The sequence below is a fragment of the Leifsonia sp. C5G2 genome (genome assembly GCF_013359685.1).
In the GTDB taxonomy this organism is placed as follows: Bacteria; Actinomycetota; Actinomycetes; order Actinomycetales; family Microbacteriaceae; genus Leifsonia.
Genome location: NZ_JABFMV010000003.1, coordinates 1 through 23720 on the forward strand (window position 1 = coordinate 1; position 23720 = coordinate 23720).

Here is a 23720-nt window from a genome sequence, read left to right on the forward strand (position 1 = left end):
GGCCTCCACGAGGGCGAGCAGGGGGGCCTGGTCGTCGGGGAGGCCGGGGGTGGAGCCGCTGGCGAGGCCCAGCGAGCGCAGGAGGTGCGCCGCTGTCGCCGAGTCGGGCTCGCCGAGGTCGGCGAGGCCCGCGGGCAGCGCGGCGAGCACCGCGGCCGCGTCCACGGGCGGCACGCCGCGCGCCTCGTCCGCCGCGCCGCGCAGGGCCGCCTCCAGCTCGTCGATCCGCCCCTCGGTCACCGGGGTGACGGTGAGGTGCGTCGTGTGCGGGAGGTGCGTCCCGTCGGCCTGGGTCAGTCCGGGCTGCAGCTGCAGCACCCAGCCGCGGCGTCGCGCACGGTCCGCCCAATGGTGCGGGTCGACCCTGCGCTCCGGAGGCACGGTGTCGTCGGTCACGACGGCCAGCAGCGGGCCGGTCGGGTCGCCCAGCACGCGCAGTCCCTCGATGTCGGCCACGATGTCCTGCAGCGCCCGGGTGGCGCGACGGCACGACTCGGCGAGCTCCGCGAAGCCCCGGGCGCCGAGGGCCTGGATGATCGCCCACGAGGCCGCGAGGGCTCCCGCCGACTTCGACCCGAGCAGTGTGGGGTTGACGACCGGGTAGCCCGGCCATCCGGTCGTCGCGAAGTACTGCCGCCGCTGCCGGTCGCGTCCGCGCTGCAGCAGGACGCTGGCGCCCTTCGGCGCGTAGCCGTACTTGTGCAGGTCCGCCGAGAGGCTGGTCACGCCCGGTACGCGGAAGTCCCACAGCGGCAGCGCCGAGCCGTCGGCGGCGCGCCAGAACGGCAGGATCCATCCGCCGATGCAGCCGTCGACGTGGCAGGCCACCCCCGCCTCCTCGCAGGCCACGGCGACCGCCTCCACGGGGTCGAGGGTCGCGTACGGGTACGAGGGCGCCGAGACGACGACGAGCGCGACGTCCGGGCCGATGCGCCCGGTGAGCGCGGTGGCGTCGAGCACACCGGTCTCCGGGTCGACGGGGACGAGATCCAGAGTCAACCCGAACAGCGCGGCCGCCTTGTGGAACGCCGCGTGCACGGTGACCGGCGCGAGCAGCCGCGGCACTCCGGAGCCCCCGGCCGCCCGCCACACGTCGCGCGCGGTCTTGACCGCGAGCAGGCACGACTCCGTCCCGCCGGAGGTCACCGAGCCGATCACGTCGTCGTCGCCGTGCAGCAGCTCCCGGGCGAAGCCGACCACCTCGCGCTCCATCACCGCGACCGAGGTGAACGTCGTCGGATCGAGCCCGTTCACCGGCTGCACCAGGCGCATCGCCTCGGCGGCCAGCTCGTCGAGCTCCGGCATCCCGGAGTCGTACACGTAGCTGAGCACGCGGCCGCCGTGCGTCGGCGCGTCCGCCGCCCGCAACGCCGACAGCCGGGCGAGGATCGCCCGCTGGTCAAACGACGCCATCGATGTCCTCCTTCCGCAGCCGGTACCGCGCCAGCGGAACCAGGCTGATCGCGACGACGGCGGCCGGGATGAGGCTGAAGCTGAGCACGATGCCCGCGACGGCGCTCCCCGGCTGGGCGGCGCCGGCCGACTCGGCCGCGGTCCGCGAGACGTAGCCGCTGACCGCCAGCACCAGGCTGAGCACGGTCGCGCCGAGCGCCATGCCGGTGGTCTCCCCCGCCGTCCACATCCCGCCGAACGTCCCGGCCCTGCCCTCATCGTTGCGGCGGGCGTCATGCGAGATCACGTCGGGCAGCATGGCCATCGGCAGCGACTGCATCCCGGCGTACGCGGCGCCCGCCACGGCGACGGGTGCGTACACCCAGGCGCCCGGCGCCCACAGCAGGCCGAGCATCGACAGCGCGGCGGCGGCGAACAGGATGCTGGCGACGACGAACCCGCGCTCCTTGCCGACCCGGCGCGCCACGACGCCCCAGAGCGGCGTGACGACGAGCGCTGGCGCGATCAGGGCCACGAACAGGAACGTCACCGCGTCCTCCGAGCGCAGCACCCAGGTGGCCACGTAGTTGGCGCCCGCGAGCATCATCCCGGTGGCGAGCCCCTGCAGCAGGAACGTCAGCAGCAGTGCCCGGAACGGCTGGCTGTCGCGCAGCACCCGCACCCCGGCCGCGTAGTTCGACCGCAGCGTCGCGGCGACGCTCTCCTTCGGCGGCGGCACAGCAGCGGGCAGGCCGCGCGGCGCGACGAAGGCGGAGGCCAGCATCCCGGCGCCGATCACGACGCCCGCGACGAGCGCCATCAGCAGGTAGCCGGCGAAGGAGTTGCCGCCGCCCAGCGACCGGAGCGCGGGGCCGCCCGCGCCGAACAGCAGGATCGCGAACGTCAGCACCACCACCCGCCAGGTGAGCAGCCGCGTGCGCTGGTCGTACCCGGAGGCGAGCTCGGCCGGCAGGGCGATGTACGGCACCTGGAACAGGCTGAACGCGGTCGCCGTCAGCACGAACGCCAGCAGCACCCAGAGCGCGGCCGCGACGGCCGGAGTTCCCGGCGGGACGGCGAAGGTGAGCAGGAAGAACACCGGCAGCGCGGCGCCGCCCAGCAGCATCATCGGGCGGCGCGACCCGCGCACGGCGAGCATCTGGTCGCTCCGGGCGCCGATCACCGGGTCGATGATGACGTCCCAGACCTTGGCGACCGTCACCACCACGCCCGCCGCCAGGGCTGCGACGCCGAGTGAATCGGTCAGATAGTAGACGAGCACGAGGCCGGGCAGGGTCGCGAACCCGCCCGTGCCGAGCGACCCGACGGCGTAGCGCGCGACGGTCGCCCTGCTGAGCGACTGCTCCGTTGCGATCATGTCCGCAGCGTAGTGGATGCGTGCTCGCCCGGGCCGCCGTGCCGCGTCAGGTGGACTCGGTGTCGTACGGCGGCACGGCGCCCGCGGTGAGCGGCATCCGGCGCTGCGCGTACGCGGACTGCGTCACCGGCTTTATCGCGCCCGGCGCCTCCGCCTGGTCCTCCAGCAGCGCCTCGCGGATGATCCGGCGCGGGTCGTACTGCCGCGGGTCGAGCTTCTTCCAGTCGACCTCGTCGAACTCGGGGCCCATCTCGTCGCGCATCCGGTCCTTCGCGCCGTTGGCGAAGTTGCGCAGGGAGCGCACGAAGGTGCCCAGTTTCGCGGCATAGGCGGGGAGCCGTTCCGGGCCGATGACGAACGCCGCGATCACCGCCACGATCAGCAGCTTGTCGAAGGTCAGCCCGAACACGTTTCCAGGGTATCGCGGCGGTGCCTCCACGGATGCCGTGCGAGCCGACCGTATCCTCGGAGTTGGCCGGACGAACGGCCGGACGACGGGAGCGCTGTGTCAGACAAGGACTCGAACTGGAGGTTCGCCGACGACGTGGTCGTCGAGAGCGAGGTCATCGTCCGCGCGCGGCAGCAGTCGCTGGAGCTGGGCATCGAGCCCATCTCGCCGGCGACGGGCGCGCAGGCGGCGGTCGTCGTCGCGGCGACCCGGGCGGAGAACGTGGTCGAGATCGGCACGGGCGTCGGCGTCTCCGGCCTCTGGCTGCTGACCGGCGGCACCGAGGCGCAGCTGACCTCCATCGACGTGGAGGTGGAGAACCAGCAGCACGCGCGCGCCTTCTTCACCGAGGCCGGCATCCCGGCGAACCGTGTGCGGCTCATCCCGGGCCGGGCCCTCGAGGTGCTCCCCCGGATGAACGAGAACTCCTACGACATCGTCTTCATCGACGCCGACCCGCAGTCGGTCATCGAGTACGTCGAGCACGGGCTGCGCCTGGTCCGCCCGGGCGGCACCGTGCTCGTGGCGCGCGCCCTCTGGCGCGGTCGCGTCGCCGACCCCGCCGCGCGCGACGAGGTCGCCACCGGCTTCCGCACGCTCATCACCGAGACCTCCGCGTCCGGCGCCGTGATCAGCGCGCTCTCGCCCGTCGGCGAAGGACTGCTGCAGATCACGAAGCTGGCGCCGTAAGGCCTTCTGCGCACTACGACGAGGTACCCGTCGAGGCTGCCTCGATATCGGTGATCCGCTGGACGAGACGAAGGCTGCTCGGGATGCGGACGAAACCGAGCCGTTCATAGAAGCCGGCGACGGCGTCGGACAGCGCATCGACGACGACCAGTTTCGCCCCGATCACCTGGGTGGCCGCAAGCACGCGCGAGAGGGCATCGGCGACGAGCACTTCGCCCATTCCGCGGCCGTGGAGGCTCGAATCGAGCGCCAGCTTCCCGATCAGCACCGACGGAATCTCTCGCGGGCCACCACGTCCGATCCGCGCGGGCACGTCGTCGCGCTGAACCACGTGAGCCGAAAGCGTGTAGTAGGCGATGACGGCCCCGTCCGGCGCCCAGACCCACGTGACCGCGGTCCCACGCCGAGCGGCCGCGACGGCGCTCTCCCGCAACCAGGTGTCCAGTTCCTCGATGCCGCAACGGAACGCGGTCAGGTCGTCTCGCAGAGGGTCGAGGGCACGGGACGGCAGAGCATCACTCACGTGTCAGGTCCCGGAGCCGGTCGAACGCCGAGGCGAGCGCAGCATTGGGCCGAGCCGGTGCATCGAGAAGGGCTTGGAGTTCGTCGAAGAACTCCGCGGGGACATGAGTGCGAGCGTCGTGCTCACGGAGCACCTGCTCGGCACGGTCCTCGGCGGCGTCGCGCACGAACTCCGAGGTGGTTTCCCCCGACAGTGCGGCAGCACGAGCGATGCGCTCGAGCTTCGCCTTCTTGACGCGGATGTCCACGCGTTCGGATACGGACATGACACCTCCTGTGGGACAATTGTACGACACGTCGGCGACGTGTGCGAGTGTGCACCGCAGACATGAGAAGGGCCCCGATCCGCGGATCGGGGCCCTTCTCGCTACGGCTTGGTCAGGCGGAGGCGACGACGCTCGCGAGGGCGTCGTGGAGTTCTTTGGCCTCCGCGTCGTTGACGGACACCACGAGACGTCCCCCACCCTCGAGCGGCACACGCACGATGATGAGCCGTCCCTCCTTCACAGCCTCCATCGGCCCGTCCCCGGTCCTCGGCTTCATGGCCGCCATGCAGCTCCCCTTTCGTGGATGTCCTTCTATTATCCGACATCCTTGCGGACCTGCGGAAATCGTAGGGGTCACGGAGGTGACCAGTCGTATCCGTCGATCGACCAGCAGATCGCCACCCATCCCGCCTGCAGCGCGACGAAGAGCACGACCATCGCCGCCCGGTAGACCCGGCTCCGCGGCAGCGCGAGCGCTCCGAGCAGCGGGAACAGCGGCATCAGCAGGCGGAACGTGCTCGACTGCGGGAAGAACACCGCGAACAGGTAGAGCGAGTACGCCGCGACCCAGAACCGCAGGTCGACGCCCAGCCGGCGCACGGCGGGCGAGAACAGCAGCACAGCGTACAGCGCGACGATGACGACGAGCGCCATCACGCCGATCCAGCCGGGGATGCCGAGCATGGCGCTGCTCCACCAGTCGGCACCCTGGAACCACGGCGCGAAGGGCACCAGGTGCTTGTAGCCGATGTACGGCGCACGCCAGGCCAGCTCGGTGTCGGTGTACGCCGTCCAGGAGCCGGTCGCGACCGCCGCGATGGCCGGCCAGGCGAGACCCGCCAGACCGCTGAACGCCGTGAGCGCGACGCTGAGCACCCGCTCGCGCACCGGGAACGGGTCGGATCGCCGCCGCACCCAGCGGTAGACCACGTGCAGGCCGAGCGCCAGCGCGAAGGCCAGGCCGCTCGGCCGGGTGAAGGCCATGGCGAGCACGACCGGGAACAGCCAGCCGTACCGCCGCTCCACCAGGAGCAGCAGGGCGGTGACCAGCAGCAGCAGGTACAGCGACTCGGCGTAGGCGACCTGGAACAGCGGCGACACCGGGGCGACGCAGAACAGGACGACCGCGAAGAGGCTCGTGGACGCGTCCAGCCCGACCCGCCGCAGCAGCCGGTGGAAGACGAGGGCCGCACCCGCTCCGGCCAGCACCGACACCAGCACGGCGGCGTACGGCCAGGACAGCCGGGTGACGAACATGACCGCGTCGACCACGCCGGGGTAGCCCGGCATGAACGCCCAGGCGTTCTCGCTGACGTGCACGCCGTCGCTCATCGGCAGTGTCGCCGGGTAGCCGAAGCCCGCGACGATCTCGTACCAACGGCCGTCCCAGATGTTGGCGAAGGTGAAGTAGTCGGGCGACGCCGACGTCCACGCGTTCTTCCCCTCGCCCGCGGCGAAGGCGAGCATGATCGCCGTGGTGACCACCCGCGCGCCGACGTAGACGGCGAGCACGCGCACCCACCACAGCGTCCACCAGGGACCGCGAGCGGAGGGCTCGGAGGCCGCGGTGTCGTTCAGCGCCGTCGGCGCCGCGGGTGTCGGCTCAGCGGGCGCCGCCGGTGAGCCAGGCACGCAGTCCCTCCTCCACCGCCACGATCTGCTCCACGTCGACGCGCTCGTCGTCGGCGTGCGCCTTCAACGGGTCGCCCGGACCGTAGTTGACGGCGGGGATGCCCATCGCGCTGAAGCGGGCGACGTCGGTCCAGCCGTACTTCGGCTTCGCCACGCCGCCGACGGCCGCGACGAACTCCTGCGCGAGCGGTGCGTCGAGGCCCGGCCGGGCCCCGTCGGCGCGGTCGACGACCGTGATCTCGTAGTCTCCGAACAGCTCGTGCATGTGCTCGATGGCCTCCTGCGAGCTGCGCGACGGCGCGAACCGGTAGTTGATGTGCACCATGCACTCGTCCGGGATGATGTTGCCCGCCACTCCCCCGGAGATGCCGACCGCGTTCAGGCCCTCCTTGTAGACGAGCCCGTCGACCTCGACCTCGCGCGCCTGATACGACGCCAGGATGTCGAGGATCGGCGCGGCGTTGTGGATGGCGTTGTCGCCCACCCAGCCGCGCGCCGAGTGCGCCCGCAGGCCGTAGGTGCGGACCTCGACGCGCAGGTTGCCGTTGCAGCCGCCCTCCACGACGCCGTTGCTCGGCTCGCCGAGGATGCCGAAGTCGCCGACGAACAGGTCGGGGCGGTTGCGCGCCAGCCGGCCGAGGCCGTTCAGCTCGGCGTTGACCTCCTCGTGGTCGTACCACATCCACGTCACGTCGACGGAGGGGTCGGTCAGCTCGGCGGCGAGCTTCAGCTGCACCGCGACGCCGGCCTTCATGTCGACCGTCCCGCGGCCCCACAGGTAGCGGATGCCGTCGTGCTCCTCGAAGCGCGTCGGCAGGTTGCCGTTGAGCGGGACGGTGTCGATGTGACCCGCGATCAGCGCCCGGCGCTCCCGTCCGAGGTTCGTGCGGGCGACCAGCGTGTCGCCGTCGCGGATCAGCTCGAGGTGCGGCAGGCCGGAGAGCGCGGCCTCCATCGCGTCCGCGAGGGACCCCTCGTTGCCGGAGACGGACTCGATGTCGCACAGCTGACGGGTGAGGTCGATGGAGGAGGCGGTGAGGTCGAGGTTCTGCACCCTACTAACCTAGGGGCATGCCTTCCGACGCGCCTGAAAGTTCTCCCGCGCCCCGCGCCGCCTGGGGCTACGGCCTCGCGACGGTGGCCTCCGACGGCACCGTGCTCGACACCTGGTTCCCGGAGCCGCGGCTCGGCACCCTCCCGGCCGGCCGCGACCGCTGGATCGCGCCCGCCGAGCTGGAGGAGCTGGCCGGCGAGGACACCCGGCGCGCGGTCCGCATCGACATCGTCACGGTGGAGATCGACCTGGATGCGCCGCCGGCGTCCACGCCCGACGCCTACCTGCGGCTGCACCTGCTCTCGCACCTTCTGGTGCGACCCAACGGCCAGAACCTCGACGGGATCTTCGCCCACCTGCCGAACGTCGCCTGGACCAACGCCGGACCGGTGCACCCGGCCGACCTCGACCGCCTGCGGCCGCGGCTGCAGCGGGCGGGCATCCAGGTCTCGGGCGTCGACAAGTTCCCGCGCCTGCTCGACTACGTCACCCCGGAGCGCGTGCGCATCGCGGACGCCTCGCGCGTGCGGCTGGGCGCCCACCTCGCGCCGGGCACGACGGTCATGCACGAGGGCTTCGTGAACTACAACGCCGGGACGCTCGGCTCCTCCATGGTCGAAGGCCGCATCTCGCAGGGCGTCGTGGTGGGCGACGGGTCCGACATCGGCGGAGGCGCCTCCATCATGGGCACGCTCTCCGGCGGCGGCACGCACCGCGTGTCGATCGGCGAACGTGCGCTGCTCGGCGCGAACTCCGGCATCGGCATCTCGATCGGCGACGACTCCGTCGTCGAGGCCGGCCTCTATGTGACCGCGGGGACGAAGGTCGTGCTCGTGGGCGAGGCGCCCACCGCCGACGGCCGCCCGCAGACCGCGAAGGCCGCCGACCTCTCCGGGGTCCCCGGCCTGCTCTTCCGCCGCAACTCGCTCACCGGCGCCGTCGAGGTGCTCCGCCGCGCCGGCGCCGGCGTGGAGCTCAACGCGGCCCTGCACGCCTAGGTGACACGACACGCCGTCCGCCCCTGCGGCGCGGCGGCGTGTCGCGTCAACCAGGTGGCCGTCAGACCATGGCGAGGACGGACGCGGGGTCGCGCAGGATGCGGCCGATGTCGGCGAGGAAGCGGCTGGCCTGCTCGCCGTCCACGATGCGGTGGTCGAACGACAGCGCGAGGGTGAGCACGTCGCGCAGTGCGATGCCGCCCTCGTGCTCCCACGGCTGACGACGCACGGCCCCGACTGCGAGGATGGCGGCCTCGCCGGGCGTCAGGATGGGCGTGCCGGCGTCCACGCCGAACACGCCGACGTTCGTGATCGTGATCGTGCCGCCAGAGAGGTCGGCGGGCGCGGTGCGTCCGGCCCGGGCGGTCTCGGCGAGGCCGCGGATCGCGGCCGCGAGCTCCCCGAGCGACCGCGCGTCGGCGTCCCGGATCACCGGCACCAGCAGCCCGCGTGGCGTCGCCGCGGCGATTCCGAGATGCACGTACCCGGCCTGCACGATCTCCTGCGCGGCGTCGTCCCACCGCGAGTTGACCTCGGGCGTGCGGCGGACCGCTAGCAGCAGCGCCTTCGCGACGATCGCGAGCAGTCCGGGCTTCGCGTCGGCGAACTCGGGGCGCGCCTTGAGCCGGGCGGAGAGCTCCATCGTGGCGGTCGCGTCCACCGTGAGGAAGACGGTCGCCTGTGGTGCGCCGAACGCGCTGCGGACCATGGCCTCCGCCGTGGCCTTCCGGACGCCGCGGACCGGGATGCGCGTCTCGCGCGACCCTGCGGCCTGCTGCGGCACGGGCTCCGGCTCGGTGTGGCCGCCGCCGGCGAAGGACTGCACGTCGCCGCGCGTGATCAGCCCGCGATCGCCGGTTCCGGTGACCGACGCGAGGTCGACGCCGAGCTCGCGGGCGAATTTGCGCACGGGCGGGGTCGCGCGCGGGCGCTCGGCCAGCGCGGTCGCGGACGCGACGGGGGCTGCGGCGACCGCGGCCGGGGCCGTGATCGCCCCGCCACTCTCCCCGCGGTCGGACACCAGCCCCGGCCGGGCGCGCCGCGCAGGCCGCGCGCCGGACTCGGGCCGAGCACCGTATCCGACCAGCGTCGGCTCCGGTGCGTCGGCGGCCGGTGCTGCCGGAGCGGGAGCTGGCGCCTCCCCCGCCGGCTCGTCCGCATCCACCTCGAACGCGACCAGCGGCTCGCCGACCGCGACCGTCACTCCGGGCTCGACAAACAGGCGCGAGACCCGGCCGTCGTACGGCGCAGGCAGCTCCACGAGCGCCTTGGCGGTCTCCACCTCGGCGATGATCTGGTTCAGCTGCACGGTGTCGCCGACGGCGACTTTCCAGGCGACCAGCTCCGACTCGGTCAGGCCCTCGCCGAGGTCGGGCAGGGCGAACTCCTTGACGGCCATCAGTCCTCCACCCCGGTGAGCGAGTTCGGCCGGTCCATGGCGCGGTCGATGCCGTCCAGGATGCGGTCGAGGTCGGGCAGGTGCGCCGACTCCAGGCGGGCGGGCGGGTACGGGATGTCGTGCCCGGTCACCCGCACCGGTGCGTGCTCGAGGTGGTAGAAACAGCGCTCGGTGATCGACGCCGAGATCTCCGCCGCGAGGCCGCCGGACAGCGCGGCCTCGTGCGTCACGACGAGGCGGCCGGTGCGCTTGACCGAGGCGACGACGGTGTCGAGGTCGAGCGGGGACAGCGAGCGCAGGTCGACCACCTCGACCGACACCCCCTCGTCGCCCGCGGCGACCGCGGCATCCCGCGCCAGCGGCACGAGGCCGCCGTACGTCACCAGCGTGACGTCGGAGCCCTGCGCGACCACACGCGCCGTGCCCATCGGGCGGGCGTCGGCGAGCGGGGCGTCCTCGTCCACCTCGCCCTTGGCGTGGTACCGCCGCTTCGGCTCGAAGAAGAGCACCGGGTCTTCCGAGGCGATCGCCTGCTGGATGAGCGTGAACGCGTCCTGCGGGTCCGACGGGCTGACCACGCGGAGGCCGGGCGTGTGCGCGAAGTAGGCCTCGGGCGAGTCGGAGTGGTGCTCGGCCGAGCCGATGCCTCCCGCGAACGGCACGCGGATGACGATCGGCATCCGCACGTTGCCCGCGGTGCGGTAGTGCATACGCGCGACCTGGTTCACGATCTGGTCGAACGCCGGATAGATGAAGCCGTCGAACTGGATCTCGACCACCGGCCGGTAGCCGCGGTACGCCATCCCGACGGCGGTGCCGAGGATGCCGGACTCGGCGAGCGGCGAGTCCATCACCCGGCGCGGGCCGAACTCGGTCTGCAGGCCGTCGGTGACGCGGAAGACGCCGCCGAGCGTCCCGATGTCCTCGCCCATGAGCACCACGCGTTCGTCGGCGGCCAGAGCGCGGCGGAGGCCGGCGTTGATGGCCTTCGCCATGCTGAGTGAGGTCATCGTCCGTCGCTCCCCACGAAAGTGCGCAGGTAACGCGAGTAGTGGTCGCGCTCGCGGGCGAGCCCCGTGTGCGGCTCGGCGTAGACGTTGTCGAAGACGCTCAGCGGGTCCGGATCCTGCAGGGCCGTGATGCCGGAACGCATCTCGGCGGCGACGGCATCGGCTTTCGCCGCGATCGCGGTGCGGCGCTCGTCGGTCAGTGCGCCCTGCGCGGTCAGGTACGCCTCGACGCGCGCCAGCGGGTCCTTGCCGCGCCAGACGTCGAGCTCGGCCGGGTCGCGGTAGCGGGTGGGGTCGTCGGCGGTGGTGTGCGGGCCCATCCGGTACGTGACTGCCTCGATGAAGGTGGGGCCGCCTCCCGAACGCGCCCGATCGAGCGCCGCTCGCGTCACCGCGAGCACGGCCAGCACATCGTTGCCGTCGACGCGCACGCTCGGGACGCCGAACCCCGGCGCCCGCTCGGCGATCGGACGCTGCGCCTGCAGCGAGACGGGCTCCGAGATCGCGTACTGGTTGTTCTGGCAGAAGAACACGACAGGGGCGGCGTAGGTCGCGGCGAAGATCAGCGCCTCGCTCACGTCGCCCTCGCTGGTGGCGCCGTCGCCGAAGTACGCGACCGCGACCGCATCCGTGCCGTCGGCCTGGATGCCGAGGGCGTAGCCGGTGGCGTGCAGAGTCTGGGCGCCGATGATGACCTGCGGTGTCGCCATGTTGATGTCGTACGGGTTCCAGCCGCTCTGCGTCGTGCCGCGCCACACGCGCAGCAGATCGACGAGGCCGGCGCCGCGGCAGTAGGCGACGCCGTGCTCGCGGTAGCTGGAGAAGACGAAGTCGTCGGAGCGGAGCGCGCGGCCGGAGCCGATCTGGGCGGCCTCCTGGCCGAGCAGCGGCGGCCAGAGACCCAGCTCGCCCTGGCGCTGCAGGGCGGTGGCCTCGGCGTCGATGCGGCGGATGACGCGCATGTCCTCGTAGAGATCGAGGAGCTGCTCCAGGCCGATGTCGGAGACCCAGGCGTCGAACCGGTCGTCGCCGTGCCGGACGCCGTCGGCGTCGAGCAGACCGACGAGGTCGAGTCCGTCGAGGCGGAGGTCGCCGAGGGACTCGAGGCCGGGGTGAGCGTCACTCCGGCGGGTGGCAGGCTGATTGTCGATCGTCACGGTTCACGCAACCTTCACTCTCGCGCCCGGCGGGCGGCGCTTGTGGCGCGCCCGACGGCTTCCGGCCCCTTCGCCGGAATTACCGGAAGGCTACGCTGCGGGGTCAGCCCGCACAACCATCGGCGTGTCGACCGTGCACCCTGCACTACCGCGACGGAGCTACGGGTGCTAGTTTTCACACTATGCGCAGCTTCGACAATACCGACCGCCGCATCCTCCTCGCCCTCGCGGACGATCCCCGGTCGACCAACGTCGCCCTCGCCGACCGGCTCGGCCTCAGCCGCAACACGGTGCAGGCGCGGGTCGCAGAACTGGAGCGCAACGGCGCGTTCCTGTCGTTCGAGCGGCGCATCTCGGCGCGGGTCGCGGGCTACCCGCTCGCCGCGTTCGTCAACGTGCACGTGCAGCAGCAGCGCCTGGCGGACGTGGTCGAGAGCCTTGCGGCGATCCCCGAGATCGTGTCGGCGCACGGTCTCTCCGGGCCGTCCGACCTGCTGCTGCGCGTCGTCTGCGTCGACGCCGAGGACCTCTTCCGGATCACCGGCATCATCCAGTCCACCGAGGGCGTCGACCGCGCCGAGACCTCCCTCGACATGGGCGAGCTCATCCCCTACCGCCTCCGCCCCCTCCTCACCCGAGACGCCTGACCCTCTCCAAGCCGTCAGCTCCTGAGTTCTTCGAGCGACACGCCGCGCGCATCTCGAAGAACTCAGGAGCTGATGGCTTGGGCGTGCGGCAGATGCGCGAAGGCCGCGCCGACTTCAGTCGGCGCGGCCTTCGTGAGAGGCGAGGCGGGTTACGCCTCGGCGGGGGCCTCCGCAGGGGCCTCGGCGGCCTCGGGGGTGTCCTCGGCGATCACCGGGGCGAGCGAGAGCTTGCCGCGGTCGTCGATCTTGGTGATCTCCACCAGGATCTTCTGGCCGACGCCGAGCACGTCCTCCACGTTCTCCACACGCTTGCCACCGGCGAGCTTGCGGACCTCGGAGATGTGCAGCAGGCCGTCCTTGCCCGGGAGCAGCGAGACGAACGCACCGAACGCGGCGATCTTGACGACGGTTCCGAGGAACTGCTCGCCGACCTCCGGGTTGGTGGGGTTCGCGATCGCGTTGACCTGGGCGCGGGCCGCCTCGGCCGACGGGCCGTCGACCGCGCCGATGTAGACGGTGCCGTCCTCCTCGATGGAGATGTCGGCGCCGGTCTCATCCTGGATGGCGTTGATCGTCTTGCCCTTCGGGCCGATCAGCTCGCCGATCTTGTCGACCGGGATCTGGACCGAGATCACGCGCGGCGCGGTCGGGGCCATCTCGTCCGGACGGTCGATCGCCGCGTTCAGCACGCTCAGGATCGTGGTGCGGGCGTCCTTCGCCTGGTTCAGCGCGCCGGCGAGCACCGACGACGGGATGCCGTCGAGCTTCGTGTCGAGCTGGATCGCGGTGACGAACTCGCTGGTGCCGGCGACCTTGAAGTCCATGTCGCCGAGCGCGTCCTCGGCGCCCAGGATGTCGGTGAGCGCCGCGTAGCGGGTCTCACCGTCGACGACGTCGGACACCAGGCCCATCGCGATGCCGGCGACCGGGGCGCGCAGCGGCACACCGGCGTTCAGCAGCGACAGGGTGGAGGCGCAGACGGAGCCCATCGAGGTGGAGCCGTTGGAGCTGAGCGCCTCGGACACCTGACGGATCGCGTACGGGAACTCCTCGCGGCTCGGCAGCACCGGCACGAGCGCGCGCTCGGCCAGGAAGCCGTGGCCGATCTCGCGACGCTTCGGCGAACCCACACGGCCGGTCTCACCGGTCGAGTAGGGCGGGAAGTTGTAGTGGTGCAGGTAGCGCTTCTTGGTGACCGGCGACAGCGAGTCGATCTGCTGCTCCATCTTGAGCATGTTCAGCGTGGTGACGCCCAGGATCTGGGTCTCGCCGCGCTGGAAGATCGCCGAGCCGTGGACGCGCGGGATGACCTGCACCTCGGCGTCGAGCGGACGGATGTCGGTCAGGCCACGGCCATCGATGCGGACGCCCTCGCGCAGCACGCGGCCGCGCATGACCACCTTGGACACCGACTTGTAGGCGGCCGAGAACTGGTCGAGGGTCTCCTGCGGGAGCACGCCCGCCTCCACCTTCTCGATGATCGCGGTCTTGACGCGCTCCTTGAGGGCGTCGTCGGCGTTCTGGCGCTCGACCTTGTCGGCGATCTGGTAGACGTTCACCAGCTCGTCGTAGGCGAGGCCGGCGACGTTGTCGTAGGTCTCCTGCGAGTAGGGCAGGAAGACCGGGTACTCCTTGATCTCCTTGGCCGACTGCTGAGCCAGGACGTTCTGCGCGCCGACGAGCTCGCGGATGAACGGCTTGGCCGCCTCGAGGCCCTGGGCCACGACCTCCTCGCTCGGCTTGGTGGCGCCGCCCTGGATGAGGTTCCAGCTGTTCTCGGTGGCCTCGGCCTCGACCATCATGATCGCGACGTCGCCCTCGGAGCCGTCCTCGTTGACGAGGACGCGGCCCGCCACGACGAGGTCGAACACGGCCTCCTCGAGCTGCGAGGCCTTCGGGAACGCGATCCACTGGTCCTCGTGCGTCCCGTTGCCCGGGATGAGCGCGAGGCGCACACCGGCGATCGGGCCGGAGAACGGCAGACCGGAGATCTGCGTGGAGGCGCTGGCCGCGTTGATGGCGAGAGCGTCGTAGAACTCGTCCGGGGCGATGCTCAGGACGGTGATGACGATCTGCACCTCGTTGCGGAGGCCGTCGACGAACGACGGGCGCAGGGGGCGGTCGATCAGGCGGCACACCAGGATCGCCTCGGTGGACGGGCGGCCCTCGCGGCGGAAGAACGAGCCGGGGATCTTGCCGGCGGCGTAGGAGCGCTCCTCGACGTCGACGGTCAGCGGGAAGAAGTCGAAGTTGTCCTTCGGGTGCTTGCTGGCGCTCGTCGCGCTCAGCAGCATGGTCTCCTCGTCGAGGTAGGCGGCGACGGCGCCCTGCGCCTGCTGGGCGAGGCGTCCGGTCTCGAACCGGACGGTGCGGGTGCCGAAGCGGCCGTTGTCGAGGACGGCTTCGGCGAATTTGATCTCAGGACCTTCCAAGAGGTCTGTCTCCTTTGTTTAACGTCGCCACCCCGTGTGGGCGCGACTTCATCCAAGGAGCAGGAACAGGCAGATCGACACGCGTATGTACGGACATCGAGCGTGTACGGGGCATCCCATCGGGGTGCGTGGGCCGAGCCCGTCTGGCCATCAGTAGAAATACACGGTTGCGCCCTGCGCATCCGGATACCACCACCGAGGACCAGCTCCTGCCGGCCTGCTCCGGGTTCCTTCTCGGTATTGAGTTGGACGGTCGGCGCACGGCCGACCACCAGTATCCTATCAGTCGGCGGCGTGGAGTACGCAGGAGGCGGGTCTCCCGCCCGCGCGCCGGGGTTACGATGCTGCGCATGGACGAGGGAGTCTCGCGGGCGATGCGGCCGGTGGTGGACGCCTCCTGGCGTCGCGCCGAGCGGGCGCGGCTCGACCCGGAGCACGTCAGCGCTCCCCTCGTGCTCGACGGCCCGGCGCTGGACGACGCGCGGAGGGCGCACCCGATCTCCGCGGCGCTCCCCGTGATCCGGCAGCTGCTGGTGCGCGACGCCGATCCGGACTCCCGCGTCGTCGTGGCGATCGGCGACGAGCGCGGACGACTGCTCTGGGTGGAGGGCGACCCCGTGCTGCGGCGCCGCGCGGAGTCCATGCTGTTCGTGCCGGGCGCCGCCTGGGCCGAGGGCGACGTCGGCACGTCGGCCCCCGGCACCGCGCTCGCGATCGGCGGCGGGGTGCAGATCCGCGGCGCCGAGCACTTCTCTTACGAGGTGAAGCCGTGGAGCTGCACCGCCGTCCCGGTGCGCGACCCGGAGTCCGGCGACATCATCGGCGTCGTGGATGTGACGGGCGAGGACCAGGTGGCCGCGCCGCACGTGCTCCCCCTGGTGGAGGCGACGGTCGCCGCGGTCGAGCGCGAGCTCCTCATCGCCCGGCTGCGCGACCGCGGGAGCGGTCACCCGGCAGCATCCCGCGCCCACCGCTCCCCCGCCCGGGCCGCGCAGCTGCGCATCCTCGGCCGCGACACCGGCGAGCTCACCGGGCAGAGCGGCCGCACCGGGACGCTGAGCACCCGGCACAGCGAGCTGCTGGCCCTGCTGGCCTGGCACGGCGATGGGCTCTCCGCCGAGCGCCTGGCCGAGCTGGTGTACGGCGACGCCCGCCGCGCCGTGACGCTCCGCGCCGAGATGGTGCGGCTGCGGCGGGCGCTCGGGTCGGTCGCCCCGGAGCTCGGGCCGCTGACGCGTCCCTACCGGCTCGCCGCGCCGCTGGAGACCGACATCGGCGCGGTCGTCGACCTGCAGCGGCGCGGGGCGCACCGCGCGGCGGTCGCTGCCTACGGCGGCGGCCCGCTGCCCGGTTCGGCGGCACCGGGGCTGGACGAGCTGCGCGAGGAGGTCGTCGGGCGGCTCCGCGAGGCGCTGCTGGAGTCGGGCTCGGCCGACCTGCTCCTCGCCTGGGCGGAGACCGACCGCGGCGCCGACGACGTGGAGATCTGGCGTGCCGCCCTGCACGCCCTCCCGCCGCAGTCGCCCCGGCGCGCACTCGTCGTCGCGCACCTGCTCGCCCTCGAGTCCGCCGAGTAGCCGCCTCCCGCATCCACGGCGATGCAACGGGATGCAACCCTCCTCCGGCTAGCGTGCGGAGCGCGCGCGACCGGCGCGCACCCATGTGAAGTCGAAGGAGACCAACCATGACTCTGAGTCCGGAACAGACCGCCGACGAGACGACCGCCCCGGCCGAGAAGCCGAGCGTCTACGCCCGCCCCGGCAGCGAGGGCGCCGTGATGAGCTACGCCCCGCGCTACGACCACTTCATCGGCGGGCGCTACGTCGCGCCGCGCGGCGGCCAGTACTTCGAGGACGTCACCCCGGTGACCGGCCGCCCCTTCACGGAGATCGCCCGCGGCACCGCCGCCGACGTCGACGCCGCGGTCGACGCGGCCTGGGCGGCGTTCCCGGAGTGGAGCCGCACCTCCGTCGCCGAGCGCGCGCTGCTGCTGACCCGCATCGCCGACCGGATGGAGGCCAACCTCGAGGTGCTCGCCGTCGCCGAGACCTGGGAGAACGGCAAGCCGGTGCGCGAGACCCTCGCGGCCGACATCCCGCTCGCCATCGACCACTTCCGCTACTTCGCCGGAGCGATCCGTGCGCAGGAGGGCGGCATCAGCGAGCTCGACCACGACACGGTCGCGTACCACTTCCACGAGCCGCTCGGCGTCGTCGGGCAGATCATCCCGTGGAACTTCCCGATCCTCATGGCGACCTGGAAGCTCGCCCCCGCCCTCGCGGCCGGCAACTGCGTGGTGCTGAAGCCGGCGGAGCAGACGCCCGCGTCCATCCACGTCTGGCTCGACCTCATCCGCGACCTGCTGCCGGACGGCGTGCTCAACATCGTGAACGGCTTCGGCTTCGAGGCCGGGGCGCCGCTGGCGTCGCACCCGCGCATCCGGAAGGTCGCGTTCACCGGAGAGACGACCACCGGCCGGCTGATCATGCAGTACGCGAGCGAGAACCTCATCCCGGTCACGCTCGAACTCGGCGGCAAGAGCCCGAACATCTTCTTCGAGGATGTCGCGAGCGGCAAGGACGCGTTCTACGACAAGGCCCTGGAGGGCTTCTCGTTCTTCGCCCTCAACCAGGGCGAGGTCTGCACCTGCCCGTCGCGCGCGCTCGTCCAGTCGTCGATCTACGACGGGTTCGTCGCCGACGGCCTGCAGCGGGTGAAGGCGATCAAGCAGGGCGACCCGCTCGACGTCTCGACGATGATCGGCGCGCAGGCCTCCAACGACCAGCTGGAGAAGATCCTCTCCTACATCGACATCGGCAGGCAGGAGGGCGCCCGGCTGCTGACCGGCGGCGAGCGCGCCGACCTCGGCGGCGAGCTCTCCGGCGGCTACTACGTGCAGCCGACCGTGTTCGAGGGCGACAACTCGATGCGCATCTTCCAGGAGGAGATCTTCGGGCCGGTGCTCGCTCTGACCCGGTTCGACGGCTTCGACGACGCGATCGGCATCGCCAACGACACGCTGTACGGCCTGGGCGCCGGCGTCTGGAGCCGCGACGGGTCCCAGCTGTACCGGGCGGGCCGGGCGATCGAGGCCGGCCGCGTCTGGTGCAACACGTACCATCAGTACCCGGCGCACGCGGCCTTCGGCGGCTACAAGCAGTCGGGCATCGGCCGGGAGAACCACCGGATGATGCTCGACCACTACCAGCAGACCAAGAACCTGCTGGTGTCGTACGCCGACGGCGCGATGGGCTTCTTCTAGGAGTCGCCGTGACGGACTCGCCTGCCACGCGGGTGGACGTCACGCCGGCCGCCGCGGACATGCTGCGGCGCCTGGCGGCCGTCCACGGACCGCTCCTGTTCCACCAGTCCGGCGGCTGCTGCGACGGGTCGGCGCCGATGTGCTTCCCGGTCGGGATGTTCCGCACCGGAGGCTCCGACGTGCTTCTCGGCCGCCTGGCCGTCGAGGGCATCGATCCGGTGCCGGTCTACATGTCGGCGTCCCAGTTCGAGTACTGGAAGTTCACCCACCTCACCATCGACCTGGTCGACGGCCGCGGCAGCGGCTTCTCGGTGGAGGCGCCGGAGGGCAAGCGCTTCCTCCTGCGCTCCCGGATGCTGTCCGACGCCGAGCTGGCCGCGTTCGGCCTCGTGTAGCGGGCGATGAGCTGCGGGAGGGCGTCGCATCGAGGCGCGACCGGCGTCCTCCCGCGATCACTCAGTGGGCGTCGTGGTCGGCGCGCGGGTAGTCGCCGATGCGCTGCCGGGTGCTGCGCACGAGCGGCGGCTCGCCGTCGTGCTGGGCGCCGACGTAGGCGCCGAGCGTCTCCTGCTCGACCGGGTCGTCGTCCGCGCCGGTGTACCGGCCGTGCACGCGCCGCGGCTCCGCCGTCTCCGGCTGCGCCTGCGTGTAGCGGCCTTCGACGAGGTCGCGTTCTCCGCGTTCTGTCATGGTCCTCGCCTCCTTCAATTGCGATAGCGCAATCATCCCGCGTTCCGGGGCGGGTGTGAAGGGGGGCTCAGGATGCTGTGCGCCGACGTTCAGAGGGCGAGCGTCGCCCGCGCGGCGTCGGCCAGCGCGACGCCGTACGACGGCCCGTGGCCGGCGGCGTGCACCGCGAGCGGATGCAGCTGGTGCACCGGGATCCGGCCGCGCCAGCCGGCGCGCAGCGGCCGCGCCGTGTCGTAGCCCGCAACGATCTCCTCCAGATACGGGGCACCGAACAGGGCGAGCATCGCCAGGTCCGTCTCCCGGTGGCCGCCGTGGGCCGCCGGGTCGATGAGCACGCCGCCGCGGTCGTCCCAGAGCAGGTTGCCGTTCCACAGGTCGCCGTGCAGCCGGGCCGGAGGCTCGTCGTCGTCGAACTCCCCCGCCGCGACACGGTCGATCGCCTCGCGGATCACGGGAAGCTGCGACGACGTCACGCCGCCCGCGTCGACCGCGATCGACAGATACGGGAGCACCCGGTCGCGCGCGTAGAAGCGGCCCCAGCTGCTCTCGTGCGCGACGGGGAGCGCCCGCCGCCCGATGAACAGCGGCCCGTCCCAGCCGTCGGGCGGCGCCCCGAAGGCGGCCGCGCCCGCGGCGTGGGTCACGGCGAGCGCCGCCCCGAAGGCGCGCGCGCCGGCCGGCGTCGGCCGGCCCTCGTGGATGCGCTCCAGCTCGATCCGGCCGGCCCCGGCCGCCACGACGCGCACCACGCGGGCACCGCCGCCGGCCGCCGGCTCCCCCAGCCAGCGCAGGCCCGCCGCCTCCGCCTCGAAGAATCCGTCCGGCGCGTCCGCGCGCTGCTTCACCACCGTGTCCACCCGGCCACCCTACGACCGGCTGCGGCGCGCGTCGGGTGACTGCGGCCTGTCGGAACCTGCGCGCCCGCTCGCGCAGCCGCACTCGTTCCGTAGCACCGCAGTCGCCGCCGGCGGCCAACAACTGTGGCGACAGCGGGCGAGATCGCGGGCTAGCGTCGCTCCATAGGGGAAGGAGGCACCATGCTGCTCAGTGTCGTCGCGTTCGTCAGCCTCGACGGCGTCGTGCAGGGACCGGCCGCACGCGATGAGGACCGCAGCGGCGGTTTCACGCGCGGCGGCTGGCTGGTGCCGCACGCGTCTCCGGCCCTCGACGCCGTGGTCCGCACCTGGATGGGCCAGGCGGGCGCACTGCTCGTGGGGAGGAACACGTTCGAGCGGATGTGCGAGCACTGGTCCGAGGTGGCCGATCCGGGTGACGCCGTGGTGAGCGTCCTGACCGCCGGTCCCGTGTTCGTCGTGAGCTCGACGATTCCCGACGACGAGGTGGGAGCGACGACGACGCTGATCCGCGGGGACCCGGTGGCAGCGGTCCGCGCCCTCCGGGAGCAGCCGGGCGGTGAGCTGCAGGTGCACGGCAGCTGGCGGCTGACGCGCACCTTGCACGACGCCGGACTCGTCGACTCCTACCGGCTCGTGCAGGTGCCGGTGGTGATCGGTCAGGGCAAGCGCCTGTTCGAGGCCGGCGCGGTCCCGGCGTTGTACCGGGTCGACGCCGCCGAGTCGGTGCTCCTCGAACGGGGTGCGGTGGCGCTCACACTCCGGCGCGAGCGGTCCGCGGCCTCCCACCCGGGACGGCACGCGGTCACCGCGGCGACCCCGCGGCACGCCGTGACCGGGAGGTGACGGCGAAGGCGACCGCCGCGCCGATCAGAGTGCCGAGCGTGTTCGCCAGCACGTCCCGCGCATCCGTGAACCGGGCGGGCAGGAACAGCTGCACGAACTCGATCCCGAGCGTCGCCGCGATCCCGAGCGACACCGCGAGCCACCAGCGCCACCTGCCGAGCAGCAGCGTGAACAGCAGGCCCATCGGCACGAACAGCAGGATGTTGGCGGTGAACTCGGCCACCGCGTAGTCCACCCAGCCGAGGCCGGGGACGGCGGAGACCGCGCGCAGCAGCGAGCGCAGCAGCGGGTTCCCCGCGGGGTCGCCGGGCGCCGGGTTCAGGGTGATGTACGCGACGGCGGCCAGGTAGACGACGGTCAGCACGGACAGCACGGGACGTCGTCGCATCCTCCTATGCTGGCGCACATGACCGCTGCCTTCCGCATCCCGATGACCGGGCGCTCCACCGACGAGCGGCACCGCGTGTCCAGCCCGCTCGAGCTGCTGTTCGACCTGACGTTCGTCGTGGCGATCGCCCAGGTCGCGGGCCGGCTCGCCCTCGCGGGCGAGGAGGGGCACATCCTCTCGAAGCTGCCGTTCTACTGCATGGTGTTCTTCGCGATCTGGTGGGCGTGGATGAACTTCACCTGGTTCGCCTCGGCCTACGACACCGACGACGTGCCGTACCGGCTGATGACGCTCGTCCAGATGGGCGGCGTCCTGGTGCTCGCCGCGGGCATCCCCGCCGCCTTCGACGAGGAGAACTTCACGGCGATCATCGTCGGCTACCTGATCATGCGGTTCGCGCTCGTCGGCCAGTGGCTGCGTGCCGCGGCCGAGCACCCGGAGGGGCGGAAGACGGCCCTCCGCTACGCGTTCGGCGTGGCGGCAGTGCAGGTGCTCTGGGTGGCGTGGGGCTTCGTCCCACCGCAGATCGCGGTGTGGATGTTCCCGATCGGCGCCGTGCTGGAGCTCGCCGTGCCGCTGTGGGCCGAGCGGCCGGGCATGACGAGCTGGCACCCGCACCACATCGCGGAGCGCTACGGGCTGTTCACGATCATCGTGCTCGGCGAGTCGGTGTCGGCGTCCGCGATCGGCGTGCAGAACGCGCTCGCGCGGTCCGGCTTCTCGGCCGCCCTGGTCTGGATCGCCGTCGCCGCCCTCGTGCTGCTGTTCGCGCTGTGGTGGCTGTACTTCCTCGAGCCCGCGGCGGAGGGCCTGCGCTCGCGGCGGAGCCGGTCGTTCTACTGGGGCTACGGGCACTACTTCGTGTTCGCGTCCCTCGCCGCGCTGGGTGCCGGCCTCGAGGTGGCGGTGCAGGAGGGCGCGGCGCACTCGGCCGCGACGAACACCGCGGTCGAGTACGCGATCGCCGTCCCGGTCGCGCTCTTCCTGCTGATGCTCTACGTGCTGCATGCTCCGCTCGTGTCGGAGGTGGTCATCCGGCCGCTGAAGACCGGCATCGCGCTGGTGCTGATCCTGGCGCTCCCGCTCGCCTCCCCCGTGCTCGGGCTGGTCGGCGTGGCGGTCGGGATCGCGCTGATCGCGTCGGGACTCGTCGCAGCCACGCTGGTGGACCGCGCCGTCGCCGCACGGCGCGCTGCCTTGTCGTGACGGCCGGACCGCGGGAGAGTCGGAGGATGAGCCAGCGAGACGACCGCGCCGACCAGTTGACCACCGGCCCCAAGGCCGACGAGAGCGACGCGGCGCCGCGCATCGACGTCACCGAGGGCGACGACGGCCGCCGCCGCATCGACCTGCGCGACGACGCTGCGGTCCGGCCGGGCGCCGACCCCGACCACCGCTGAGGGGGCGCCGTGACCGCACCGATCCCCGGCTCCCCCCGCCCGCCCGCGGTGGAGCGCCCGGATGCGCTGAAGGGCATCCGGAGGGCGGCCGTCGTCGTGCTCATCGCCTCCTTCTCGGTGACCGCGCTCGTGGGATGCGTCGTGCTGCTGACGAGCGGCTTCGGCGAGACGCAGGGGCGCGTGATCCTGACCACCCTGCTGATCGGCGTGTTCAGCTCGGTGTCGCTGTGCCACCTCGCCGTCGTGTCGCGCCCGGTCAGGGCGGTCGGGTTCGCCGGGCTCGCGGTGAGCGCGGTCGCGCTCGTGCTCGGGCTCGTGCTGATCTGGGTCCCGTGGGGTGCCGGCTCGTGGGAGCTGCTCGGTCAGGCCTTCCGCTGGTTCGGCACGGCGGGGATCGTCGCGCTCACGCTCGCCCAGGTGAATCTGCTCCTGCTGCTGGCCGGCCGTCGCCGTCACGCCATCGTGCGCGTCGGCCTGCCCGTGACGATCGTTGCCGCCTCGGTGGTCGCCCTGATGCTCGTGCTGCCGGTCGTCACCGAGGGAGCCATCCCGGGCAGCGGCGCGGGCGACCTGTACTGGCGGCTGTTCGGCGTCATCGGCATCGTGGACGCGCTCGGCGTCGTCGCACTCCCGGTGCTCGCGCGGCTGCTGCGGGCCGGCACGCCGGGCGAGACGGGTGCCGCACCGGTCGCACCGGTCGCACCGGTCGCACCGGCGGCAGCGACGCTCGACGCCCGCATCGCCGCGCTCTCCGCGGCGACCGGCCTCGACCGCGAGACGCTCCTGCAGCGCGCCCTGGACGCCTTCGAGGCGTCGAGCCACGGACGACCGTGATCCCGGACGGCCGTGACCCCGGGGGCAGGGAGTCCCCGAGCACAGCAGAACGGGCCGCCGCCCGAAGGCGACGGCCCGTCCTGTAAGAAGTTCGCGGTGTCGATCGACTAGCGACGAAGACCGAGACGCTCGATCAGCGAGCGGTAACGGTTGATGTCGATGTCTGCCAGGTAGCCCAGCAGACGGCGACGCTGACCGACCAGCAGAAGCAGGCCACGACGCGAGTGGTGGTCGTGCTTGTGCTCCTTGAGGTGCTCGGTGAGGTCCTTGATCCGCTTGGTGAGGATCGCGACCTGCACCTCGGGGGATCCGGTGTCACCGGGGTGGGTAGCGTACTCGTCGATGATCGCCTTCTTGGTGTCTGCATCCAGCGCCATAGAGGGATCCCCTTTCTGTTCGTTGCGCGGTGCCCGGGGCCGTA

26 protein-coding genes are annotated in these 23720 nt (G+C 72.1%); 10 read left to right on the top strand and 16 right to left on the bottom strand.

The features are described from left to right. The 3 genes from HNO83_RS04695 to HNO83_RS04705 form a co-directional block, all read right to left on the bottom strand. Positions 1 to 1413, bottom strand: a 1413-nt coding sequence (locus HNO83_RS04695; RefSeq protein WP_175336371.1) for a pyridoxal phosphate-dependent decarboxylase family protein, incomplete at its 3' end; no start/stop codon positions are given. After that, positions 1400 to 2770: an MFS transporter gene (locus tag HNO83_RS04700; protein WP_175336372.1), complete on the bottom strand. Its 1371-nt coding sequence runs from the start codon at positions 2768 to 2770 to the stop codon at positions 1400 to 1402. The genes HNO83_RS04695 and HNO83_RS04700, both read right to left, overlap by 14 nt. 46 nt (positions 2771 to 2816) lie before the next feature. Then, positions 2817 to 3179 (bottom strand): twin-arginine translocase TatA/TatE family subunit, encoded by a 363-nt coding sequence (locus HNO83_RS04705; RefSeq protein WP_175336373.1) that lies wholly within the window; start codon positions 3177 to 3179, stop codon positions 2817 to 2819. 96 nt (positions 3180 to 3275) lie between these two features. Between HNO83_RS04705 and HNO83_RS04710 the strand changes: the two genes are divergently transcribed. After that, complete coding sequence (locus HNO83_RS04710; protein WP_175336374.1) at positions 3276 to 3908, top strand: O-methyltransferase; 633 nt, start codon at positions 3276 to 3278, stop codon at positions 3906 to 3908. Positions 3909 to 3921: 13 nt separating this feature from the next. On the opposite strand, the gene HNO83_RS04715 is transcribed toward HNO83_RS04710, so the two are convergent. The 5 genes from HNO83_RS04715 to dapE all read right to left on the bottom strand — a co-directional run bounded on the left by HNO83_RS04715 (position 3922) and on the right by dapE (position 7382). Beyond that, the gene (locus HNO83_RS04715; RefSeq protein WP_349627074.1) at positions 3922 to 4431 is read right to left on the bottom strand and encodes a GNAT family N-acetyltransferase; all 510 of its coding nucleotides are present in this window, start codon (positions 4429 to 4431) and stop codon (positions 3922 to 3924) included. Further along, complete coding sequence (locus HNO83_RS04720; RefSeq protein ID WP_175336376.1) at positions 4424 to 4678, bottom strand: type II toxin-antitoxin system TacA family antitoxin; 255 nt, start codon at positions 4676 to 4678, stop codon at positions 4424 to 4426. The genes HNO83_RS04715 and HNO83_RS04720 overlap by 8 nt, the downstream gene beginning before the upstream one ends. A gap of 130 nt (positions 4679 to 4808) precedes the next feature. Continuing rightward, complete coding sequence (locus tag HNO83_RS04725; RefSeq protein WP_115695182.1) at positions 4809 to 4982, bottom strand: DUF3117 domain-containing protein; 174 nt, start codon at positions 4980 to 4982, stop codon at positions 4809 to 4811. Positions 4983 to 5050: 68 nt separating this feature from the next. Continuing rightward, complete coding sequence (locus HNO83_RS04730; protein ID WP_349627075.1) at positions 5051 to 6328, bottom strand: hypothetical protein; 1278 nt, start codon at positions 6326 to 6328, stop codon at positions 5051 to 5053. Continuing rightward, positions 6300 to 7382 carry a succinyl-diaminopimelate desuccinylase gene (dapE, locus tag HNO83_RS04735; RefSeq protein WP_175336377.1) on the bottom strand — a complete coding sequence of 361 codons (1083 nt, stop codon included), beginning with the start codon at positions 7380 to 7382 and terminating at the stop codon, positions 6300 to 6302. Before dapE ends, HNO83_RS04730 begins: the two co-directional genes overlap by 29 nt. Positions 7383 to 7399: 17 nt before the next feature. Here dapE and dapD point away from each other — a divergent pair, with 17 nt between their 5' ends. Next, positions 7400 to 8380 (top strand): 2,3,4,5-tetrahydropyridine-2,6-dicarboxylate N-succinyltransferase, encoded by a 981-nt coding sequence (gene dapD / locus HNO83_RS04740; RefSeq protein WP_175336378.1) that lies wholly within the window; start codon positions 7400 to 7402, stop codon positions 8378 to 8380. 61 nt (positions 8381 to 8441) lie between these two features. On the opposite strand, the gene HNO83_RS04745 is transcribed toward dapD, so the two are convergent. Genes HNO83_RS04745 through pdhA form a run of 3 tightly spaced genes read right to left on the bottom strand, consistent with a single transcriptional unit; the run spans position 8442 to position 11946 of the window. Beyond that, the gene (locus HNO83_RS04745) at positions 8442 to 9779 is read right to left on the bottom strand and encodes a dihydrolipoamide acetyltransferase family protein (RefSeq protein ID WP_175336379.1); all 1338 of its coding nucleotides are present in this window, start codon (positions 9777 to 9779) and stop codon (positions 8442 to 8444) included. Beyond that, positions 9779 to 10789 carry an alpha-ketoacid dehydrogenase subunit beta gene (locus HNO83_RS04750; protein ID WP_175336380.1) on the bottom strand — a complete coding sequence of 337 codons (1011 nt, stop codon included), beginning with the start codon at positions 10787 to 10789 and terminating at the stop codon, positions 9779 to 9781. Before HNO83_RS04750 ends, HNO83_RS04745 begins: the two co-directional genes overlap by 1 nt. Next, positions 10786 to 11946: a pyruvate dehydrogenase (acetyl-transferring) E1 component subunit alpha gene (pdhA, locus tag HNO83_RS04755; RefSeq protein WP_175336381.1), complete on the bottom strand. Its 1161-nt coding sequence runs from the start codon at positions 11944 to 11946 to the stop codon at positions 10786 to 10788. The genes HNO83_RS04750 and pdhA overlap by 4 nt, the downstream gene beginning before the upstream one ends. A 182-nt stretch (positions 11947 to 12128) precedes the next feature. Between pdhA and HNO83_RS04760 the strand changes: the two genes are divergently transcribed. Then, on the top strand, positions 12129 to 12593 hold the full coding sequence (locus HNO83_RS04760; protein ID WP_175336382.1) for an Lrp/AsnC family transcriptional regulator: 465 nt from the start codon (positions 12129 to 12131) through the stop codon (positions 12591 to 12593). A gap of 149 nt (positions 12594 to 12742) precedes the next feature. On the opposite strand, the gene HNO83_RS04765 is transcribed toward HNO83_RS04760, so the two are convergent. Then, entirely contained in the window at positions 12743 to 15025 is a 2283-nt protein-coding gene (locus HNO83_RS04765) for a polyribonucleotide nucleotidyltransferase (RefSeq protein WP_175336383.1), read from the bottom strand. A gap of 350 nt (positions 15026 to 15375) precedes the next feature. Here HNO83_RS04765 and HNO83_RS04770 point away from each other — a divergent pair, with 350 nt between their 5' ends. From HNO83_RS04770 to HNO83_RS04780, 3 genes are all read left to right on the top strand, one after another. Continuing rightward, the gene (locus HNO83_RS04770) at positions 15376 to 16602 is read left to right on the top strand and encodes a GAF domain-containing protein (RefSeq protein WP_175336384.1); all 1227 of its coding nucleotides are present in this window, start codon (positions 15376 to 15378) and stop codon (positions 16600 to 16602) included. Between the two features lie 107 nt (positions 16603 to 16709). Further along, positions 16710 to 18287 carry an acetaldehyde dehydrogenase ExaC gene (gene exaC, locus HNO83_RS04775; RefSeq protein WP_283810061.1) on the top strand — a complete coding sequence of 526 codons (1578 nt, stop codon included), beginning with the start codon at positions 16710 to 16712 and terminating at the stop codon, positions 18285 to 18287. A gap of 8 nt (positions 18288 to 18295) precedes the next feature. Then, positions 18296 to 18682, top strand: a complete 387-nt coding sequence (locus tag HNO83_RS04780) for a DUF779 domain-containing protein (protein WP_435871294.1) — start codon at positions 18296 to 18298, stop codon at positions 18680 to 18682. Between the two features lie 61 nt (positions 18683 to 18743). On the opposite strand, the gene HNO83_RS04785 is transcribed toward HNO83_RS04780, so the two are convergent. Beyond that, positions 18744 to 18977, bottom strand: coding sequence for a hypothetical protein (locus HNO83_RS04785; RefSeq protein ID WP_175336385.1), 234 nt, complete (start codon positions 18975 to 18977; stop codon positions 18744 to 18746). 89 nt (positions 18978 to 19066) lie between these two features. Beyond that, positions 19067 to 19825 carry a fructosamine kinase family protein gene (locus tag HNO83_RS04790; protein ID WP_175336694.1) on the bottom strand — a complete coding sequence of 253 codons (759 nt, stop codon included), beginning with the start codon at positions 19823 to 19825 and terminating at the stop codon, positions 19067 to 19069. 189 nt (positions 19826 to 20014) lie between these two features. On the opposite strand from HNO83_RS04790, the gene HNO83_RS04795 reads away from it, so the two are divergent. Continuing rightward, on the top strand, positions 20015 to 20677 hold the full coding sequence (locus HNO83_RS04795) for a dihydrofolate reductase family protein (protein ID WP_175336386.1): 663 nt from the start codon (positions 20015 to 20017) through the stop codon (positions 20675 to 20677). On the opposite strand, the gene HNO83_RS04800 is transcribed toward HNO83_RS04795, so the two are convergent. Next, positions 20637 to 21065 carry a VanZ family protein gene (locus HNO83_RS04800; RefSeq protein WP_175336387.1) on the bottom strand — a complete coding sequence of 143 codons (429 nt, stop codon included), beginning with the start codon at positions 21063 to 21065 and terminating at the stop codon, positions 20637 to 20639. The genes HNO83_RS04795 and HNO83_RS04800 overlap by 41 nt on opposite strands. Positions 21066 to 21083: 18 nt before the next feature. Here HNO83_RS04800 and HNO83_RS04805 point away from each other — a divergent pair, with 18 nt between their 5' ends. The 3 genes from HNO83_RS04805 to HNO83_RS04815 are packed head-to-tail and all read left to right on the top strand — an operon-like array spanning position 21084 to position 23299. Further along, on the top strand, positions 21084 to 22271 hold the full coding sequence (locus HNO83_RS04805; RefSeq protein ID WP_249776512.1) for a low temperature requirement protein A: 1188 nt from the start codon (positions 21084 to 21086) through the stop codon (positions 22269 to 22271). 26 nt (positions 22272 to 22297) lie between these two features. Further along, the gene (locus HNO83_RS04810; protein WP_175336389.1) at positions 22298 to 22465 is read left to right on the top strand and encodes a hypothetical protein; all 168 of its coding nucleotides are present in this window, start codon (positions 22298 to 22300) and stop codon (positions 22463 to 22465) included. Between the two features lie 9 nt (positions 22466 to 22474). Next, on the top strand, positions 22475 to 23299 hold the full coding sequence (locus tag HNO83_RS04815) for a hypothetical protein (protein WP_175336390.1): 825 nt from the start codon (positions 22475 to 22477) through the stop codon (positions 23297 to 23299). A 107-nt stretch (positions 23300 to 23406) separates the two neighbouring features. Here the strand turns inward: HNO83_RS04815 and rpsO are convergent, their stop codons facing one another. Next, the gene (gene rpsO, locus HNO83_RS04820) at positions 23407 to 23676 is read right to left on the bottom strand and encodes a 30S ribosomal protein S15 (RefSeq protein ID WP_175336391.1); all 270 of its coding nucleotides are present in this window, start codon (positions 23674 to 23676) and stop codon (positions 23407 to 23409) included. Between the last annotated feature and the right edge of the window lie 44 nt (positions 23677 to 23720).